The organism is Micromonospora sp. NPDC049204, from assembly GCF_040647935.1.
Taxonomy (GTDB): domain Bacteria; phylum Actinomycetota; class Actinomycetes; order Mycobacteriales; family Micromonosporaceae; genus Micromonospora.
In genome coordinates this window covers 223,000-240,567 of record NZ_JBEZDC010000001.1, presented here as the reverse complement: position 1 = coordinate 240,567, position 17,568 = coordinate 223,000, and the positions used below count along the sequence as shown (strand labels likewise).

Genomic DNA, 17,568 nt, shown 5'->3' with positions numbered 1-17,568 from the left:
GAGGCTCCGAACGAGGAAGGACACACACCATGGCGCACACCACCACCAGCCGGCGGACGCGACGGTCGATCCTGGGTGTACGAGCGGTTCTGGCCGCGGCCGCGGCGACCGCTCTGCTCAGCGCCTGCGGCGGGGTCGAGGTTCGCGACGGCGGCGACGGCGCGACGAAGGACGCGAGCGGGCCGTTGAAGCTCGCCGTCGTGCCGAAGGCCGTCGGTGCCGACTACTGGAACACCGTGAAGGCGGGCGCGGAGTGCGCCGCGCAGCGCGCGGGGGACGTCACCGTCCAGTGGGACGGGGTGACCGCCGAAACCGACGTCGAGGGCCAGGTCAACCTGATCCAGAACTTCGTCACCAAGAAGGTCGACGGCATCGTGTACGCGGCGACGGACTCCAGCGCGCTGGCGCCCGCGACCGACAAGGCGCTCGCCGCGAACATCCCGGTCGCGATGATCGACTCTGGCACCAGCCCGCAGCCGTCGAACGTGCCGCTGTTCGCCACCGACAACCGCGCGTCGGCCACCGAGGCGGCGAAGCTGCTCGCCACCGAACTCGGCCCCGGCAACCACCAGGTGGCGCTCGTCGAGTTCCAGCCGGGATCGCAGACCAACACCGAGCGGGTGGACGGCTTCAAGGCCGGCCTCGCCCAGTATCCCAACCTCAAGCTGGTCGGCCAGCAGCCCAGCCGCAGCGACGTCAACGAGGCACGACGCGTCACCGAGAACATTCTCACCGCCAACCCCAACCTCGCCGGCATCTTCGCGGCCAACGAGCCGAGCGTGCTCGGTGCCGCGCAGGCCATCCAGGCGGCCGGCAAGTCCGGCAAGGTGGTCATCATCGGCTGGGACGCCGCCCCGGACGAGATCGCCGGGGTGCGCAGCGGCCAGATCTCGGCGTTGGTCGTGCAGAACCCGTTCAAGATGGGCTACTTCGGCGTCGACAAGATGGTCAAGCACCTGCGGGACAAGGCGCCGCTGGCGTCGGCCGACACCGGCGTCACGTTCGTCACCAAGGAGAACATCGACTCCGCGGAGATCAAGGCGGTGCTCGAGCCCAGCTGCGCCAACCCGCCGGTGCAGTGATGGGCGCGACCCCGACGGCTACCGCCGCCAGCGACACGCAACCGACCGCCGAGCAGCCACCGGTCCTCGAAGCCCGTGGCATCGTCAAGCGGTTCGGGCACGTCGAGGCGTTGCGCGGCGCCGACTTCACGGTCCACCGGGGTGAGGTCGTCGCGCTGATCGGCGACAACGGCGCCGGAAAGAGCACGCTGATCAAGACACTGTCCGGTGTGCACCCGCCCGACGAGGGCGAGATCCGGGTGGATGGCCGTCCCGTCCAGTTCTCCACGCCCGTCGACGCCCGACGTGCGGGGGTGGAGACCGTCTACCAGGACCTGGCCGTCGCCGACGATCTCAGCGTGGCCGCCAACCTGTACCTCGGTCGGGAGATCCTGCGCTCCGGACCGCTCGGCCGGCTGGGGCTGCTCGACAAGCGCGCCATGCGGCAGGGCGCTGCCGCGGCCCTCGACGAACTGGGCGTGCGGATCCCCCGGGTCACCACCCCGATCGCGATGTTGTCCGGTGGGCAGCGACAGTGCGTCGCGGTGGCGCGCGCGATCATCTGGGCGACGAACGTGGTCATCCTCGACGAGCCGACCGCGGCGCTCGGTGTCGTCCAGACCGGGCGGGTGCTCGACGTCGTCCGGCGGGCTCGGGACGCCGGCATGTCGGTGGTGTTGGTGAGCCACAACATGCCGCAGGTGCTCGAGATCGCCGACCGGGTCGAGGTGCTGCGGCTCGGCCGGCGGGCGGCCCGGCTGCGCGCGGACGAGGTCACCACCGACGACCTGGTCGCGGCGATGACCGGAAGCACCGGCGGAGAGCGGGACGACCGCTGACCTCGTCGGCCGGGGCGCGCGCGATCACATGATCGAGGGCGCGCCCCGGAGCCGCCGGGCCCCGGGCGGGTGCGCGGCGCGCCGTCGTACGCCGAGGTGGTTGCTCAGAACCGCGCCGGCTCGACGTTGGCGTCACCGTCGGCGGGTTGCCCGTACAGCGATTCCTCCACCCCGATCAGGTGGTTGGCCATCCGGATCCGGGCACGCTCGGGGTCCCGGGCCACCAGGGCCTTCAGGATCGCGACGTGCTCGTCGTGGGTACGCCGGTCCGCGCCCTCCTCGTGCAGGCTCCGCCAGAGCCGCCCGCGCAGGGTGCGCCCGGCGAACGCCTCGATGAGACCGACGAGCACCGGATTGTCGGCGTGCACCGCGATGATCCGGTGGAACGCGATGTCGATCTCCATGATCCGTTCGTGCTCCTGCGGCGACCGACCGGCGATCCGCGCCGCCTCGTCGAGCAGTTCGCCCGCCTGGGCGAGGGCCTCGTCGGTGATCCTGGTCGCCGCCAGGCGGGCGGCCTCGCACTCCAACAGCCGCCGGACGATGTGCACGTGCCGTGGGTCGCCCTGACCCTGGAAGTCGACCACGAAGCCCATCGGGGCCAACAGTTGCGGCGCGTCGAGGTTGGTGACGTAGGTGCCGTCACCCTGGCGGATATTGACGATGCCGAGGATCGACAGAGCCGACATCCCCTCGCGCAGCGAGCCCCGCGAGACGCCGAGCGACTCGGCGAGGTCCTTTTCGATGGGCAGCCGGTCCCCGGGCTTGAAACGCCCTTCGAGGATCATCCGTTTGATGCCGTTCACCACCTCGTCGGTGCGCGACATGACATCCCCCTAGCGGCCGGCGGGGGTGGCCGTCCCACCCGCGATCACGTACGGCTCCGAAGATGACACCGTAGTCGGGTCCGTCGCCGCCCAGTAGCCGCCGTCGGGGAACCGGTAGAGCTCGACCGACTCCTGGCGCATCCGGGTGGAGTAACCGGGCTGGCTGGGCAGGACGTAACCGCTGCCCGAGCCGGTGTCCTGGATGATGCACGGGTCGGTGAAATGCTCGTGCAGGTGGTCGACGAACTCGGTGACCCGGTTGGTGAGATCTCCCGAGATCGCCACGTAGTCGAGCACCGACACGTGCTGGACCATCTCGCACAGCCCGACACCGCCGGCGTGGGGGCACACGGGGATGTCGAACTTCGCGGCGAGCAGCAGCACGGCGACGATCTCGTTGATGCTGGCCAACCTGCCGGTGTCCAGTTGGCAGAAGTCGATGGCCTCGGCCTGGAACAACTGCTTGAACATCACCCGGTTGTGGCAGTGCTCGCCGGTGGCGACTCCGATCGGAGCGACGGCGCGGCGCACGGCGGCGTGGCCCAGAATGTCGTCGGGGCTGGTCGGCTCCTCGATCCACAGTGGCTCGAACTGCGCCAGGGCCTTGACCCACTCGATGGCCTGACCGACGTCCCACACCTGGTTGGCGTCGATCATCAGGTTGCGGTCCGGACCGAGGATCTCCCGGGCGATGCCGCACCGGCGGATGTCGTCGTCGAGGTTGGCGCCCACCTTCAGCTTGACGTAGCCGTAGCCGGTGTCCACCGCCTCCTGGCACAGCCGGCGCAGCTTGTCGTCGCCGTAGCCGAGCCAGCCTGCCGAGGTGGTGTAGGCGGGGTAGCCGGTCCGGTCGAGCTCGGCGAGACGGGCCGCCTTCGTGCTCTCCTTGGCCCGCAGGATGGCCAGCGCCTCGTCCCGGGTCAGCGCGTCGGACAGGTAGCGCAGGTCCGCGATGTCGACGAGCTGCTCGGGGGACATGTCGACGAGCAGCCGCCACAGCGGCTTGTCGGCGACCCGGGCGACCAGATCCCACGACGCGTTGAGGACGGCGGCCAGCGACAGGTGCACGACACCCTTCTCTGGGCCGAGCCAGCGTAGTTGCGAGTCGGAGGTGAGCAGACGGTAGACCGCGCCCATGTCCGCCGCCATCGTCGCGACGTCCACGCCGACGAGGCGCTGTGCCTGATGGACGGCCGCCGCGACGACGATGTCGTTGCCCCGGCCGATGGTGAAGGTCAGGCCGTGGCCCGCGAGTGGCGCACCGCTGCTGTCGACGCCGTCGGTGTGCAGGACGACGTAGGCCGCCGAGTAGTCGCCGTCCTTGTTCATGGCGTCGGAGCCGTCAGCGGTCAGGGAGGTGGGGAAGCGGACGTCCTCGACAGTGACGGCGGTGATCTGCGGCATGCGCTCCTCGCCCGGTTAGGCTAAAGATCAGATGATCTCTGGGAGTATACGGAGGGTCGATCCGACGCGTCAACGACGTCGATCCGTCGGGTATCGAAGACATCCAATGTTTCTTCGTGCTGGAGATTCGTCGGTGCGCGGTCCCCGTGATCGCCGTACCCGATCCGCGAGCCCTTAATGCGGTGGTGCCGACATTCGCCGCGCTGGTAGGCACCTTCGACGGGCGGCACCTCGTCGTCGGCCCGGGCACTGCTGCGGCACCGCCGGCCCGATGGGGACGGTGGTGCGAGATATGAGGAGTGGTTCAGAAGATTAGATGTCCACTCCGGATAACTACATTGACGCCTAAGTATAGGTAGGGATCCTTACATCTAAAGACTTAATACATCACACCTTTCCGAATGTCGACACCTGCTCGTGTGCCGCGCGCCGCGCGGGTGTCGGTCCACCGCGCCCCGGCGCGACTCGGCCTGGTCGGCGTGGCCGGTGATGACCGTCACGGAGGTCGCCGTCGACACGCCCGAGACCGACATGTGGGGTGTGACAACCGCAGCGTCCCTATATATGGTGTCGAACGCAGCTGGTTCGGCCGCTCATCCGGAGTGGTCGAGGCAAGAGGGAACCCGGTGGAAATCCGGGACTGTCCCGCAGCGGTGAGTGGGAACGACAGCCGTCAGAAGCACTGGGCCACGAAGCGGTCTGGGAAGCGACGGCCAGTAGGAGACCGGCCAACCCGGTCGTGCCCACGAGTCCGAAGACCTGCCAGCGCGCCGCGTACCCGCACCCGGGTGGGCGGCGGTCCGAGGCCGCGTGGGACGGCCGACGCCACCTGACCCACGCCGTGCCGGCGTGGCGTCCGTTGGTGTCCGTCTCCACGCGTTCGAGGGGCCATCAGGTCTCGAACTCGCGAGGAGTGAGTGGTGACAGTCACCGAGGCAGTCCCGGTCAGCGGCGACGCGGCCGTCCGGCGCACGCCGATGCAGGTGCGCAAGCGCAACGGCACCACCGAGTCCGTGGACGTCAACAAGATCGTCCGTGCGGTCGAGCGGTGGGCCGACGACCTGGCCGACGTCGACCCGATGCGGGTCGCCACCCGCACGATCAGCGGCCTGTACGACGGCGCGACGACGGCCGAGATGGACCGGCTCTCCATCCAGACCGCCGCCGAGATGATCGGTGAGGAACCGCAGTACTCGCGCCTCGCCGCCCGGCTGCTGTCCGGCTACGTCGACAAGGAGGTGCGTCGACAGGGCGTCACCTCGTTCAGCGCGGCGATCCGGATCGGCCACGCCGAGGGCCTGGTCGGCGACGACACCGCCGCGTTCGTCGCCGCCCACGCCCCGATGCTCGACCACGCTGTCGATCCCGACGGCGACCGACGATTCGAGTACTTCGGCCTGCGCACGGTGTACGACAGGTACCTGCTGCGTCACCCCACCAGCCGGCTGGTGCTGGAGACCCCGCAGTACTGGCTGCTCCGGGTGGCCTGCGGGCTGTCCCAGACGCCGGACGAGGCGGTCGGCTTCTACCGGCTGATGTCCAGCCTGGCCTATCTGCCCAGCTCGCCGACACTGTTCAACTCCGGCACCCGACACACCCAGATGTCCTCCTGCTATCTGGTCGACTCTCCGCGCGACGAGTTGGACTCCATCTACCAGCGGTACGCCCAGGTCGCCAACCTGTCCAAGTTCGCCGGCGGCATCGGCATCGCGTACTCCCGGGTCCGGTCCAGGGGTGCACTGATCCGCGGCACCAACGGGCAGTCCAACGGGATCGTGCCGTGGCTGCGCACACTGGACGCGAGCGTCGCCGCGGTCAACCAGGGCGGCCGGCGCAAGGGCGCGGCCTGCGTCTATCTGGAACCGTGGCACCCGGACATCGAGGAGTTCCTACAACTGCGGGACAACACCGGCGAGGACGCCCGCCGCACCCACAACCTCAACCTGGCCAACTGGATCCCGGACGAGTTCATGCGCCGGGTCGAGGCCGACGAGATGTGGTCACTGTTCGACCCGCACGAGGTACCCGAGCTGCCCGACCTGTGGGGGGAGCGGTTCGACGCCGCGTACCGGCAGGCCGAGGCGCAGGGCCGCCACGTGCGGCAGGTCCCGGCGCGGGAGCTGTACGGCAGGATGATGCGCACCCTCGCCCAGACCGGCAACGGGTGGATGACCTTCAAGGACGCCGCGAACCGACTGTGCAACCAGACCGCCGAGGACGGCAACGTGGTGCACCTGTCCAACCTGTGCACCGAGATCATCGAGGTGTCCAGCGACGCCGAGACCGCCGTGTGCAACCTCGGCTCGGTGAACCTCGCCGCGCACCTCAGCGACGGCGGCATCGACTGGGAGCGGCTGCGCGCCACCGTCCGTACCGCCGTGACCTTCCTGGACCGGGTCATCGACATCAACTACTACCCGACCGAGCAGGCGGCGGCGAGCAACCCCCGCTGGCGGCCGGTGGGGCTCGGGCTGATGGGCCTTCAGGACGTCTTCTTCGCGCTGCGGCTGCCGTTCGACTCGCCGGCCGCTCGGGAGCTGTCCACCCGGATCAGCGAGGAGTTGTACCTGACCGCGCTGGAGACCTCCGCCGACCTGGCGCGTCGCTTCGGCGCGCACCCGGCGTACCCGCAGACCCGGGCCGCGCGGGGCCAGCTCCAACCGGACCTGTGGGGTGTCGAGGGTACGCAGACCGCGCGCTGGGACGCGCTGCGCCAGCGGGTTGCGACGGACGGGCTGCGCAACTCGCTGCTCGTGGCGGTCGCGCCGACCGCGACCATCGCCTCGATCGCCGGGTGCTACGAGTGCATCGAGCCGCAGGTGTCCAACCTGTTCAAGCGCGAGACCCTGTCGGGGGAGTTCCTCCAGGTCAACACCGCTCTGGTCCGCGAGTTGAAGGCCCGCGGTCTGTGGACCGAGCGGATCCGCTCGGCGATCAAGCGGGCGGAGGGGTCGGTGCAGGACATCGCCGAGCTGCCGGCCGGCGTCCGGGAGTTGTTCCGCACCGCCTGGGAACTGCCGCAGCGGGCGCTGATCGACCTGGCCGCCGCCCGTGCCCCGTTCATCGACCAGTCCCAGTCGCTGAACCTGTTCCTGGCCGCGCCGACCATCGGCAAGCTCTCCTCGATGTACCTGTACGCCTGGAAGGCCGGGCTGAAGTCCACGTACTACCTGCGCTCGCGGCCCGCCACCCGGATCCAACAGGCCACCGTCAGTGCTGTCGCACCCGTCGCCGTCGCCGTCGACGCGGAGGCGCTGGCCTGCTCGCTGGAGAACCCCGAGTCGTGCGAGGCCTGCCAGTGACCGCCCGCACCGCCGACGCCAACACCACCGACACGAGGACCACGCACATGCTGCTCGACCCCGGGATGGACCTCACCCTCCGCCCGATGCGTTACCCGCACTTCTTCGACAGGTTCCGCGACGCCATCCGCAACACCTGGACGGTCGAGGAGGTCGACCTGCACGCCGACCTCGCCGACCTGGACAAGCTGTCGCCGGCCGAGCGGCACCTGGTCAGCCGTCTGGTGGCGTTCTTCGCCACCGGCGACACGATCGTCGCCAACAACCTGGTGCTCAACCTCTACCAGCACGTCAACAGCCCCGAGGGTCGCCTCTACCTGTCCCGGCAGCTGTTCGAGGAGGCCGTGCACGTCCAGTTCTACCTCAACCTGCTCGACACGTACGTGCCCGACGAGACCGAGCGCTTCGAGGCCTTCGCCGCCATCGAGAACATCCCCTCGATCCGTCGCAAGGCCGAGTTCTGCTTCCGCTGGATCGACTCCCTGAACGACCTGCGGGAGCTGCGGACCCGGGACGACCGCCGGACGTTCCTGCTCAACCTGATCTGCTTCGCCGCGTGCATCGAGGGGCTGTTCTTCTACGGCGCCTTCGCGTACGTCTACTTCCTGCGCTCCCGTGGCCTGCTGCACGGTCTGGCCTCGGGCACCAACTGGGTGTTCCGCGACGAGTCGATGCACATGGCGTTCGCGTTCGACGTCGTCGACACCGTCCGCGCCGAGGAACCCGACCTGTTCGACGACGACCTCGCCGACCAGGTGCGGCAGATGCTCGTCGAGGCCGTCGAGTGCGAGGTGCAGTTCGCCGAGGACCTGGTGGGCCACGGCGTGCCCGGCCTGACGTTGGCCGACATGCGGGAGTATCTCCAGCACGTCGCCGACCGCCGCCTGGCCCAGCTCGGCATCGCCCCGCACTACGGGTCGAGCAACCCGTTCGGCTTCATGGAGTTGCAGGACGTGCAGGAGCTGTCCAACTTCTTCGAGCGGCGGGTGTCGGCGTACCAGGTCGGGGTGGAAGGCACCGTCGCCTTCGACGACGACTTCTAGGCGGCGACCGACCCACGGCCGCGGTCTCGCCGATCATGGAGTTGTGGTGCCTGATTTGGTGTCGTGCATGCACTTTGTCACCCACCACAACTCCATGATCGACGAGGTAGTGCGGGGTGGATGACAGTCACTCCGTCTAAACTCGCGGTCTTTGAGGATCGTCATGACCCGGTTGATGCGCGATGCGGACGCTTGATGCCCACTGGACTCGGGCACTTGACCAGCCGTGGCGTTCAGGCGGCTGCCTCGAGTGCACGAGTCAGAGCGAATGCGGTCAGCTCGATTGGTCGTTGGGTGTTGTGGCGGACGCCGCATCGATCATGTTGCAGAAGTAACGATGGACGCCGAGCAGTGCGGCTAGTTCGACGACGACTTCTAGGCGGCGACCGCGCCAGGGGCCTGGCGTCGCTTGGTGAGCCACCGCATCACGTGCAGCGGGTGCGACGCCGGGTCCGGAATCGGGTGGAAGACGTGTTCGACCTCGCCGTCGGCGATGATCAGCGTCAACCGCTCGTAGAGCGTCATGTCCCCGGCGGTGCGGGTGGGCAGCCGCAGCGCGTCGGCAAGCGTCAGCCGCGGGTCGGGGATCAGCGGGTAGGGCAGCCGCAGCCGGTGGGCGAGTTCCCGCTGGTACCCGGTCGACTGCGCGGACAGGCCGTACACCCGGGCCGCGCCGGCGGCGCGGAGCTCCGCGTGGTGGTCGCGGAACCAGGCGGCCTGCTCGGTGCTGCCCCGGGCGCCATGGACCTCCAGCAGCCCGTTGGGCAGGTCGACACCCGGCCGCCCGGTCAGGGGGTACACGAAGATGACGGTGCGCCCGGCGCCGAGCGCGCCGAGGTCGACCGGGCGGCCGTCGGTCCCGTAGAAGGACAGGGGCGGCAGGCGGGTGCCGACCAGCGCGGCGGGGTCGGTGCCGACCGCCGCGCTGCCGGGCACGACCTGGGTCGCGGCCGCGTCGAGGCGGGCGTCCAGCGCGTCCCGCTGGGCGGTCAGTTTGCCGATCCGCTCCTGCAGGCCGGTGATGGTGCTGCGGTACGTCGCCACCGCCGCCGCGCAGACGTCGGCGTCGTCGGCGCCACCGGCGATCGACTCGACGAACGGTCGGGTCTCCTCGACGGTGAGGCCGAGCGCCATCAACTCGCGGATCTGGGCCACCAGCCGCACCGCGATCGGGTCGTACTCCCGGTAGCCGTTGCCCAGCCGCCGGGGCACGACCAACCCTGCCGACTCGTAGTACCGCAAGGCCCGGACCGTGGTCCCGGTCCGTCGTGCCAGCTCACCCACCCGCATCCCGCGACCCTAAACCCGCACCCCGGGGTACGGGTCAACGTGTCGATCGTCGCGGTGCCAGGGCCGCCGTTTCCTGCCAGTCTGGCGGCGAAAAGGCAGCTTGAACAGGGAGTGTGTGATGACGGCAATCAGTCGGGTGTGGGCTCGGCAGATCCTCGACAGCAGGGGCAACCCGACCGTGGAGGCCGACGTGGTCCTCGCCGACGGGTCGACCGGCCGGGCGGCCGTGCCCTCCGGTGCGTCGACGGGAGCGAACGAGGCGGTCGAGCTGCGCGACGGGGACGACACGCGCTTTCACGGCAAGGGCGTCACGACGGCCGTCGCCGCGGTGAACGGCGAGATCGCCGACGCGGTGCTCGGACTCGACGCGGAGGACCAGGCGCTGATCGACGAGACGATGATCGCTCTCGACGGGTCGAAGGACAAGGGTCGGCTGGGTGCCAACGCGATCCTGGCGGTCTCCCTGGCGACCGCGAAGGCGGCAGCGTCGGCACACCGGCAGCCGCTGTACCGCTACGTGGGTGGCGTCGGCGCCCGTCTGCTGCCGGTGCCGATGATGAACATCATCAACGGCGGCGCGCACGCCGACAACCCGCTCGACTTCCAGGAGTTCATGATCGCCCCGGTCGGCGCGCGGACGTTCGCCGAGGCGGTCCGGATGGGCGCGGAGGTCTTCCACACCCTCCGGAGGTCCCTCGCGGCGGCCGGGCACAGCACCAACGTCGGTGACGAGGGCGGCTTCGCGCCGAACGTCACGGACGCCGAGGAGGCGCTGCGTTTCGTGCTGCGCGCCATCGAGGACGCCGGGTACGAGCCCGGCACCGACCTGACGATCTGTCTCGATCCGGCCAGCTCGGAGTTCTTCCGCGACGGCGTCTACGACTACGTCGGTGAGGGGCGCCAGCGCACCGTCGAGGAGCACATCGACTACCTGGTGGACCTGCTCGCCCGGTACCCGATCAGTTCGATCGAGGACCCGATGGCCGAGGACGACTTCGCCGGGTGGAAGCGGCTGACCGCGGTGGCGGGGGAGCGGGTGCAGTTGGTCGGCGACGACGTCTTCTGCACCGACGTCGACCGGCTGCGCGACGGGATCGAGGGCGGCTACGCCAACGCGATCCTGGTCAAGGTCAACCAGATCGGCACGCTCACCGAGACCCTCGCGACGGTGGACGCCGCCCACAAGGCGGGCTACCGGGTGGTGCTGTCACACCGCTCCGGAGAGACCGAGGACACCACGATCGCCGACCTGGCGGTGGGCGTCGGCTGCGGGCAGATCAAGACCGGCTCGCTGTCGCGCTCGGACCGCACAGCCAAGTACAACCAGCTCATCCGCATCGAGGAGGAGCTGGGCGACCGCGCCGTCTACGCGGGGAGTCGCTGAGAGTACGACCTCGACATCCTCGTTACTCTGCGTCGATTGCACGGCAACGCCCCGGCCTCTATAACTGGAGGTTCGCTTCCGTCGATTCGACGGGCTTCCAACGGGGGTTCCATGAAGAGAACGTCAATTCTCGCTGCCAGTGTGCTCGGCGCGGCGCTGGTCGTCAGCGCCGCGCCGGCACCTGCCCAGGCCGCCGACCTCCTGCGGGTCAACAGCGCCTACGGGTCCTCGGAGGGTGTTCGGGGCAGATTGTTCGTCTCCATCACCTCGACGCAGCCGATCGCCGAGATTCGCGCGGAGATCGTCAGCGAGGCGCACGTGCCAGTCGCCCAGACCTCGGACTTCGTCGTCGACTCGGAGACGCCGGACGCCACCATCTGGGCGACGCCGGCGCCGTTGATCCTCGATGAGCTCGGCGACCACCGGGTCCACGTCGAGGTAACCGACACCGCGGGCAACCACGTACGAGAGGACTTCGCCGGTTGGCTCAACTACCGGGTCGCCACCTTCCTGGAGGATGTCACCATCGACCGCAGCACCATCGACTACGACCACCGTGAGGTGACCGCGCGAGGTGTGCTCAAGGGACGCTGGCCGGGCACCGGCGAGATCCGGCCGCTCGCCGACGTCCCTGTCGACATCAACGCGGGCGTCGGCTCTCCGCCGGTGCGTACGGGGGCCGACGGTTCGTTCACCGGGACCGTCACCCTGTACGCCTACAACTCGGAAGTGATGGTGCAGTACGCGGGTTCCTACGGCGAACTCGGCTTCGAGCAGTCTGAACCGGTCAACTTCCAGTTGCCGATCGTGCCTCGCAAGACGCGCGTCACCGCGACGGTGGACCGCACCCGCATCGTCGCCGGCGAGACCGTCCGGGCCAGCGGCCGGCTGTCCTGGCTCACCCCGTCCGGTTGGGCACCGCTCCCCAACCAGGCCTTCGCGATCCTGTTCGTGCTGTGCGACGACAACGGCTGCTACAACCAGTACGGGTTTGTGAACACCAATGCCAAGGGGCGGTTCGCACTCGACCTGGCGCCCTCCCAGACGGGATACCTGCACACCAGCTTCTGGTCGAGCGACCCCTTCATCGGCGAGAGCTCGACCCGGACGCAGGTTGTCACGGTGGTGCCCGCGAAGGCGCGGCGGTAGCGCGGCGAGGGCTTCGTCGGCAGGTGCGGTGATCGGCGGGCCGTCGAGGTCTGGCTCCCCGATCACCGCTGGCGCGGTCAGGCGGTGGGGCGCAGTTCGGCGAGGAGCTTCTCCACCCGGCCCCGGATCTCGTCGCGGATTCCGCGGACGGCCTCGACGTCCTTGCCGGCGGGGTCCTCCAGCTTCCAGTCCTCGTAGCGCGTGCCGGGGAAGACCGGGCAGGTGTCGCCGCAGCCCATCGTCACGATGACGTCGGAGGACTCCGCGGTCGCGTACTCCAAGAGTTTCGGGGTCTGGTCGGTGATGTCGATGCCGGCCTCGCGCATGGCCTGCACGGCGGCGGGGTTGATCGTCTCGGCCGGCGCGGAGCCGGCCGAGCGGACCTCGACGGTGTCGCCGGCGAGGTGGCGCAGCCAGCCGGCGGCCATCTGGGACCGGCCGGCGTTGTGGACGCAGACGAACAGGACGCTGGGCTTGTCACTCACGGCGGGTGCCTTCCGGATTACGGGTTGCGGAGGTGGTGGGGGTGAAGAAGCGACGCGCCCACAGCGAGACATAGACGAGCCCGACCAGGACCGGCACCTCGATCAGGGGGCCGACGACCCCGGCGAGGGCCTGGCCGGAGGTGACGCCGAAGGTGCCGATCGCGACGGCGATGGCCAGTTCGAAGTTGTTGCCGGCGGCGGTGAACGCGAGGGTGGTGGTGCGCTCGTAGCCGAGACCGATGGCCCGGCCGAGGGCGTAGGAGCCGGCCCACATCAGGGCGAAGTACACCAGTAGGGGCAGGGCGATGCGGACGACGTCCAGGGGTCGGCTGGTGATCGCGTCTCCCTGGAGGGCGAACAGGATCACGATCGTGAACAGCAGCCCGTAGAGGGCCGCCGGGCCGATCCTGGGCAGGAAGCGGGCCTCGTACCAGGTGCGGCCCCTGGTGCGCTCGCCGAGACGGCGGGTGAGGTAGCCGGCGAGCAGCGGGATGCCGAGGAAGATGAGCACGTTGCGGGCGATGTCCCAGGCGGAGATCGTCAACTCGGCGCCGGACAAACCCAGCCACTGCGGGAGCACGGACAGGTAGAACCAGCCGAGCAGGCCGAAGGCGAGGACCTGGAAGACGGAGTTGAGCGCGACCAGGACGGCGGCGGCCTCCCGATCACCGCAGGCGAGGTCGTTCCAGATGATGACCATGGCGATGCACCGAGCCAGACCGACGATGATCAGCCCGGTGCGGTACGCCGGCTGGTCGGCCAGGAAGATCCAGGCCAGGGCGAACATCACGGCGGGGCCGACGACCCAGTTGAGGACCAGCGAGGAGATCAGCAGCCGGCGGTCGCCGGTGACGGTGTCGAGCCGGTCGTAGCGGACCTTCGCGAGCACCGGGTACATCATGATCAGCAAGCCGATCGCGATCGGTAGCGAGATTCCGCCGACTGTCACCGCTTCCAGCGCGCTGTCCAGGCCGGGGATCAGGCGACCGAGGAGCAGGCCAGCAACCATCGCCAGCCCGATCCAGACGGGAAGGAACTGGTCGAGTCGGGAGAGCCGGCCACCGACGGCGCTCTCGGCGGGGTCGTTCCGAATTGTCGCTGTCATGTCGCCGGTGCCACGGTGAGCAGCGCGGCGAGTTGGCGCAGGAGGGCCGGCCGGGCGCGGTAGTAGACCCAGGTGCCTCGGCGTTCGGCGTCGACCAGCCCCGCCTCGCGCAGCGTCCTGAGGTGGTGCGAGATGGTCGGGCCGGTCAGGTCGAACGCGGGGGTCAGATCGCAGACGCAGATCTCCCCGCTGTCGGCGGAGGCGATCATCGACAGCAGTTGCAGCCGCACCGGGTCGCCGAGGGCCTTGAACGCGGGCGCGAGCACCGCGGCGGCCTCGGCGGGTACGCGCCGCTCGGTCAGCGAGGGGCAGCATTCCGGCGCTGCTTGATTCGACATTGCTCTAGGTTGACACTTCTCTAATCAGTGTGCAACTGTCTGATTCGACGAACGTCAAGACAGTCGTCTGATCTCCTCGGAAGGGAATCTGCCGATGGTCGACATCACCGTGCGACCCATGACCGACACCGATGCCGACCGGGTCCTGGCGATCTACCAGGCCGGTCTGGACGCCGGCAACGCCAGCTTCGAAATCACGGCGCCGACCTGGGCGGCCTTCGACGCGGCACGGTTGGCCGAGCACCGCTTCGTGGCCCTCGACCACGACGGCGGCATCGTCGGCTGGATCGCCGTCTCGCCGACCTCGACCCGCGCGGTCTACGCCGGCGTGGTCGAACACTCCGTCTACGTGGACCCGGCCGCCCAGGGCCGTGGCGTCGCCCGCCTGCTGCTGGACGCCCTGATCACCTCCACCGAGGCCGCCGGCATCTGGACCATCCAGTCCGGGATCTTCCCGGAGAACGTCGCCAGCCTCACGCTGCACCAGCGCGCGGGGTTCCGTGTCATCGGCGTACGCGAGCGGGTCGGCCGCCACCACGACCGATGGCGTGACGTCGTCCTCCTCGAACGCCGCAGCCCCGTCATCACCTGATGAGCCCACGCCGCTCCGACCCGACCACCACCACGAGGAGTCACCTGATGAACGCCCTGGACGGCCTTCCCGTCGTCGTCATCGGCGCCGGCCCGACCGGCCTCGCCGCCGCCGCGCACCTGCACGAGCGGGGCCTGACCTTCGTCGTCCTCGAAGCCGGCGACGCCCCCGGTGCCGCCGTCGCGCAGTGGGGGCACGTACGCGTCTTCTCACCCTGGCGGTACAACATCGACCCGGCCGCCCGTCGGCTCCTCGACGCGGCCGGTTGGGTCGCCCCCGACCTGGATGACCTGCCCACCGGCGCGGAGCTGGTCGGCGACTACCTACGACCCCTCGCGGAGCTGCCGCAGCTCAGGCCGCACGTCCGCTACGGGGCACACGTCGAGGCGATCAGCCGGCTCGGCCTCGACCGGCTGCGCACCGCCGGCCGCGACACCACACCGTTCCTGCTCCGCCTCGCCGACGGCGAGGAACTGTGCGCCCGCGCCGTCATCGACGCCTCGGGCACCTGGCGTACGCCAAACGTCCTCGGTGCGTCCGGCCTGCCCGCGCGGGGCGAAGCCGACGCGACGGCGTACCTGGAACACGCCCTGCCGGACGTGCTCGGCATCGACCGGGACCGGTTCGTCGGTCGGCACACCCTGGTGGTGGGCGCCGGTCACTCGGCCGCGAACACCCTGCTGTCCCTGGCGGAACTGGCCGCCGCCGAGCCCGGCACCGAGGTGACCTGGGCCATCCGGGCCGCCTCGCCGACGCGAACCTACGGCGGCGGGACCGCCGACGCCCTCCCGGCGCGGGGCGCGCTCGGCTCGCGGCTGCGCGCGCACGTCGACGCCGGCCGGATCCGGCTGCTCACCGGGTTCTCCGTGCAGGCGCTCACCGCGGCGGACGGCCGCGTGAGCGTGGTCGTGCGCGACGCCGCCGGCGCCGACGAGTCGATCACCGTCGACCGCGTTGTCGCCGCCACCGGCTTCCGCCCCGACCACACCATCGCCGCCGAGCTGCGGCTGGACCTGGACCCGATCATGGGAGCCACCCGCGCCCTGGCCCCGCTGATCGACCCCAACGAGCACTCCTGCGGCACCGTTCCACCACACGGCGTGGACGAGCTCGCTCACCCGGAGCGCGGCTACTACGCCGTCGGCATGAAGTCCTACGGTCGGGCGCCGACGTTCCTCATGGCCACCGGCTACGAGCAGGTCCGCTCCGTGGTCGCCGCTCTCGCCGGGGACTGGGCGGCGGCTCGGGACGTCCAGCTCGACCTGCCGGAGACCGGTGTGTGCAACAGCAGCCCCGCCGACGTGGTGAACGGCGACAACTGCTGCGGGCCGGACCCGACGGGGCGTGGAGAGTCCACCGGCATCTCCGCAGGGCTGCGGTCCGCACCGATCAGCCTCATCGCCCTCGCCGCCGTGCCCGCAGGAGACTGTTGCAGCTGATCAACCGGGTACGACGGTGCCCGGCGCGGGCGCGGCTCCCGGAGTCATCAGGGCGAGGCGCCGGGCAGCCGGGGCAGAACGGCCCCGGACGTGAGCCTTCCTCCGGCCGGGGCATCGTGGGGCGGACCACCGCCCCGGCCGGCGGGCACCCGTCACCGCCGGCTGGCGCAGGCGACACACGTCCGCGCCGACGGGCGGGCGAGGAGTCGTTCGGCGGGAATCGGTCGGGAGCATCGTTCGCAGATGCCGTAGCTGCCGTCGTCGATCCCCCGGAGCGCGACGTCCAGCTCGGCCAGCCGTCGGCGGGTGGCGTCCAGGACGGCGGTGAGCTGGGCGCGTTCGAAGGCGATAGTGCTGCCCTCCGGGTCGTGCTCGTCGTCGGCGTTCGACGACCGGGACGCCTCGAAGAGGCTGCGCAGGTCGCCCTCCAGGGCGGCGGCCTGGGCATCGGTCTGCTCACGCAGCCGCAGCAGTGCCTCGCGGGTCGTGCTGGGGTCGCTGGTCATGGTCCTCCACGGTACTGCCGGGATGACCGTGGTCACATCACTAGCATTCCGAGACGACCGGTCATATCGTGGTGGACGTCAGCCAGCACCCGAGCGAAGGAGCGTCACGACATGCCACGACCCAAGTCGCCGGCCTCCGCCGGGACCAGGCAGCGGTTGTCCGACGCCGCGCTGGATCTGTTCCATCTGCGCGGCTACAACGGGACGAGCGTTCAGGACATCGTCGCCGCCGCCGGCGCGCCGAAGGGCACCTTCTACAACCACTTCGCCAGCAAGGAGGATCTCGCCCTCGACTCGGTGGCGCGATACTCGGCGGCGATGGGGCTGGAGATGCTGGACGAGAAGCGGGGCGGGACGCCGCGCGAGCGGATCGTCAACCACCTCCGTTACATCACCGGCCTCGGCGACACCATGGGGGATCGGGGCTGTCTGCTCGGCAACTTCGCCAGTGAGATCCCGGCGCACAGCGACCTTCTGCGCACCGCCGTCGACGCCGGCTTCGGCCGCTGGGTCGCCTCGCTCGCCGTGACGATCGAGCAGGCACGTGCCGCCGGTGAGCTGCACGGTGACGAGCCTGCCGCTGACCTGGCCGGCTTCATCGTCTCCAGCTACGAGGGCGCGGCAGCGCGGGCGAAGGCCTCCGGTGACCTGACCGCCCTCCACGAGTTCCTCACGATCACCACGACCCGGATCCTCACCTGATCCACGTCGGTCCCCACCCGCGTTGACGTGCGCGTCAGGCCAGCTGCCGCGGCGTCTAGCGGTTCCAAGAAGACCGGTCGTACTTATGCGACCGGAGAACCC

16 protein-coding genes and 1 riboswitch are annotated in these 17,568 nt (G+C 69.9%); of the genes, 9 read left to right on the top strand and 7 right to left on the bottom strand.

Features of this window, described 5'->3' with window-relative positions; all coding sequences use genetic code 11:
- Nucleotides 1-29 precede the first annotated feature (29 nt).
- Complete coding sequence (locus AB0A90_RS01210) at nt 30-1,082, top strand: ABC transporter substrate-binding protein (RefSeq protein ID WP_357239660.1); 1,053 nt, start codon at nt 30-32, stop codon at nt 1,080-1,082.
- Entirely contained in the window at nt 1,082-1,900 is an 819-nt protein-coding gene (locus tag AB0A90_RS01205; RefSeq protein WP_357239658.1) for an ATP-binding cassette domain-containing protein, read from the top strand. Before AB0A90_RS01210 ends, AB0A90_RS01205 begins: the two co-directional genes overlap by 1 nt.
- A 104-nt stretch (nt 1,901-2,004) precedes the next feature.
- Here the strand turns inward: AB0A90_RS01205 and AB0A90_RS01200 are convergent, their stop codons facing one another.
- Together AB0A90_RS01200 and AB0A90_RS01195 are read right to left on the bottom strand one after the other, a co-directional pair.
- Entirely contained in the window at nt 2,005-2,727 is a 723-nt protein-coding gene (locus AB0A90_RS01200) for a FadR/GntR family transcriptional regulator (RefSeq protein ID WP_357239655.1), read from the bottom strand.
- Between the two features lie 9 nt (nt 2,728-2,736).
- Entirely contained in the window at nt 2,737-4,131 is a 1,395-nt protein-coding gene (locus tag AB0A90_RS01195; protein WP_357239652.1) for an L-fuconate dehydratase, read from the bottom strand.
- Between the two features lie 564 nt (nt 4,132-4,695).
- Nucleotides 4,696-4,913, top strand: a riboswitch (cobalamin riboswitch).
- A gap of 195 nt (nt 4,914-5,108) precedes the next feature.
- Between AB0A90_RS01195 and AB0A90_RS01190 the strand changes: the two genes are divergently transcribed.
- Together AB0A90_RS01190 and AB0A90_RS01185 are read left to right on the top strand one after the other, a co-directional pair.
- Complete coding sequence (locus AB0A90_RS01190) at nt 5,109-7,433, top strand: ribonucleoside-diphosphate reductase subunit alpha (protein ID WP_357240651.1); 2,325 nt, start codon at nt 5,109-5,111, stop codon at nt 7,431-7,433.
- Between the two features lie 47 nt (nt 7,434-7,480).
- Nucleotides 7,481-8,476 (top strand): ribonucleotide-diphosphate reductase subunit beta, encoded by a 996-nt coding sequence (locus AB0A90_RS01185; protein WP_357240648.1) that lies wholly within the window; start codon nt 7,481-7,483, stop codon nt 8,474-8,476.
- Nucleotides 8,477-8,851: 375 nt separating this feature from the next.
- Here AB0A90_RS01185 and AB0A90_RS01180 read toward each other — a convergent pair whose 3' ends face one another.
- The gene (locus AB0A90_RS01180) at nt 8,852-9,766 is read right to left on the bottom strand and encodes a MerR family transcriptional regulator (RefSeq protein WP_357239650.1); all 915 of its coding nucleotides are present in this window, start codon (nt 9,764-9,766) and stop codon (nt 8,852-8,854) included.
- Nucleotides 9,767-9,884: 118 nt separating this feature from the next.
- Between AB0A90_RS01180 and eno the strand changes: the two genes are divergently transcribed.
- Both eno and AB0A90_RS01170 read left to right on the top strand, forming a co-directional pair.
- On the top strand, nt 9,885-11,150 hold the full coding sequence (gene eno / locus AB0A90_RS01175) for a phosphopyruvate hydratase (RefSeq protein WP_357239648.1): 1,266 nt from the start codon (nt 9,885-9,887) through the stop codon (nt 11,148-11,150).
- Between the two features lie 111 nt (nt 11,151-11,261).
- Nucleotides 11,262-12,299 (top strand): hypothetical protein, encoded by a 1,038-nt coding sequence (locus AB0A90_RS01170; protein ID WP_357239645.1) that lies wholly within the window; start codon nt 11,262-11,264, stop codon nt 12,297-12,299.
- A 77-nt stretch (nt 12,300-12,376) separates the two neighbouring features.
- Here the strand turns inward: AB0A90_RS01170 and AB0A90_RS01165 are convergent, their stop codons facing one another.
- Genes AB0A90_RS01165 through AB0A90_RS01155 form a run of 3 tightly spaced genes read right to left on the bottom strand, consistent with a single transcriptional unit; the run spans nt 12,377 to nt 14,227 of the window.
- Nucleotides 12,377-12,784, bottom strand: a complete 408-nt coding sequence (locus AB0A90_RS01165) for an arsenate reductase ArsC (protein ID WP_357239642.1) — start codon at nt 12,782-12,784, stop codon at nt 12,377-12,379.
- Nucleotides 12,777-13,889: an ACR3 family arsenite efflux transporter gene (gene arsB / locus AB0A90_RS01160; protein WP_357239639.1), complete on the bottom strand. Its 1,113-nt coding sequence runs from the start codon at nt 13,887-13,889 to the stop codon at nt 12,777-12,779. The genes AB0A90_RS01165 and arsB overlap by 8 nt, the downstream gene beginning before the upstream one ends.
- Nucleotides 13,886-14,227, bottom strand: coding sequence for a metalloregulator ArsR/SmtB family transcription factor (locus AB0A90_RS01155; RefSeq protein WP_357239636.1), 342 nt, complete (start codon nt 14,225-14,227; stop codon nt 13,886-13,888). The genes arsB and AB0A90_RS01155 overlap by 4 nt, the downstream gene beginning before the upstream one ends.
- Nucleotides 14,228-14,321: 94 nt before the next feature.
- Between AB0A90_RS01155 and AB0A90_RS01150 the strand changes: the two genes are divergently transcribed.
- Together AB0A90_RS01150 and AB0A90_RS01145 are read left to right on the top strand one after the other, a co-directional pair.
- Nucleotides 14,322-14,819 carry an N-acetyltransferase family protein gene (locus AB0A90_RS01150; protein ID WP_357239633.1) on the top strand — a complete coding sequence of 166 codons (498 nt, stop codon included), beginning with the start codon at nt 14,322-14,324 and terminating at the stop codon, nt 14,817-14,819.
- A gap of 47 nt (nt 14,820-14,866) precedes the next feature.
- Nucleotides 14,867-16,258, top strand: a complete 1,392-nt coding sequence (locus tag AB0A90_RS01145; RefSeq protein WP_357239631.1) for an FAD-dependent oxidoreductase — start codon at nt 14,867-14,869, stop codon at nt 16,256-16,258.
- Nucleotides 16,259-16,410: 152 nt separating this feature from the next.
- Here the strand turns inward: AB0A90_RS01145 and AB0A90_RS01140 are convergent, their stop codons facing one another.
- Nucleotides 16,411-16,764 carry a TraR/DksA C4-type zinc finger protein gene (locus AB0A90_RS01140; RefSeq protein WP_357239628.1) on the bottom strand — a complete coding sequence of 118 codons (354 nt, stop codon included), beginning with the start codon at nt 16,762-16,764 and terminating at the stop codon, nt 16,411-16,413.
- 111 nt (nt 16,765-16,875) lie between these two features.
- Here AB0A90_RS01140 and AB0A90_RS01135 point away from each other — a divergent pair, with 111 nt between their 5' ends.
- The gene (locus AB0A90_RS01135) at nt 16,876-17,466 is read left to right on the top strand and encodes a TetR family transcriptional regulator (RefSeq protein WP_357239625.1); all 591 of its coding nucleotides are present in this window, start codon (nt 16,876-16,878) and stop codon (nt 17,464-17,466) included.
- Nucleotides 17,467-17,568 lie beyond the last annotated feature (102 nt).

Coding starts and splice junctions, on each gene's coding strand:
- AB0A90_RS01210 (WP_357239660.1), top strand. CDS start 30: ATGGCGCACACCACCACCAGCCGGCGGACGCGACGGTCGATCCTGGGT.
- AB0A90_RS01205 (WP_357239658.1), top strand. CDS start 1,082: ATGGGCGCGACCCCGACGGCTACCGCCGCCAGCGACACGCAACCGACC.
- AB0A90_RS01200 (WP_357239655.1), bottom strand. CDS start 2,727: ATGTCGCGCACCGACGAGGTGGTGAACGGCATCAAACGGATGATCCTC.
- AB0A90_RS01195 (WP_357239652.1), bottom strand. CDS start 4,131: ATGCCGCAGATCACCGCCGTCACTGTCGAGGACGTCCGCTTCCCCACC.
- AB0A90_RS01190 (WP_357240651.1), top strand. CDS start 5,109: ATGCAGGTGCGCAAGCGCAACGGCACCACCGAGTCCGTGGACGTCAAC.
- AB0A90_RS01185 (WP_357240648.1), top strand. CDS start 7,481: ATGCTGCTCGACCCCGGGATGGACCTCACCCTCCGCCCGATGCGTTAC.
- AB0A90_RS01180 (WP_357239650.1), bottom strand. CDS start 9,766: ATGCGGGTGGGTGAGCTGGCACGACGGACCGGGACCACGGTCCGGGCC.
- eno (WP_357239648.1), top strand. CDS start 9,885: ATGACGGCAATCAGTCGGGTGTGGGCTCGGCAGATCCTCGACAGCAGG.
- AB0A90_RS01170 (WP_357239645.1), top strand. CDS start 11,262: ATGAAGAGAACGTCAATTCTCGCTGCCAGTGTGCTCGGCGCGGCGCTG.
- arsB (WP_357239639.1), bottom strand. CDS start 13,889: ATGACAGCGACAATTCGGAACGACCCCGCCGAGAGCGCCGTCGGTGGC.
- AB0A90_RS01155 (WP_357239636.1), bottom strand. CDS start 14,227: ATGTCGAATCAAGCAGCGCCGGAATGCTGCCCCTCGCTGACCGAGCGG.
- AB0A90_RS01150 (WP_357239633.1), top strand. CDS start 14,322: ATGGTCGACATCACCGTGCGACCCATGACCGACACCGATGCCGACCGG.
- AB0A90_RS01145 (WP_357239631.1), top strand. CDS start 14,867: ATGAACGCCCTGGACGGCCTTCCCGTCGTCGTCATCGGCGCCGGCCCG.
- AB0A90_RS01140 (WP_357239628.1), bottom strand. CDS start 16,764: ATGACCAGCGACCCCAGCACGACCCGCGAGGCACTGCTGCGGCTGCGT.
- AB0A90_RS01135 (WP_357239625.1), top strand. CDS start 16,876: ATGCCACGACCCAAGTCGCCGGCCTCCGCCGGGACCAGGCAGCGGTTG.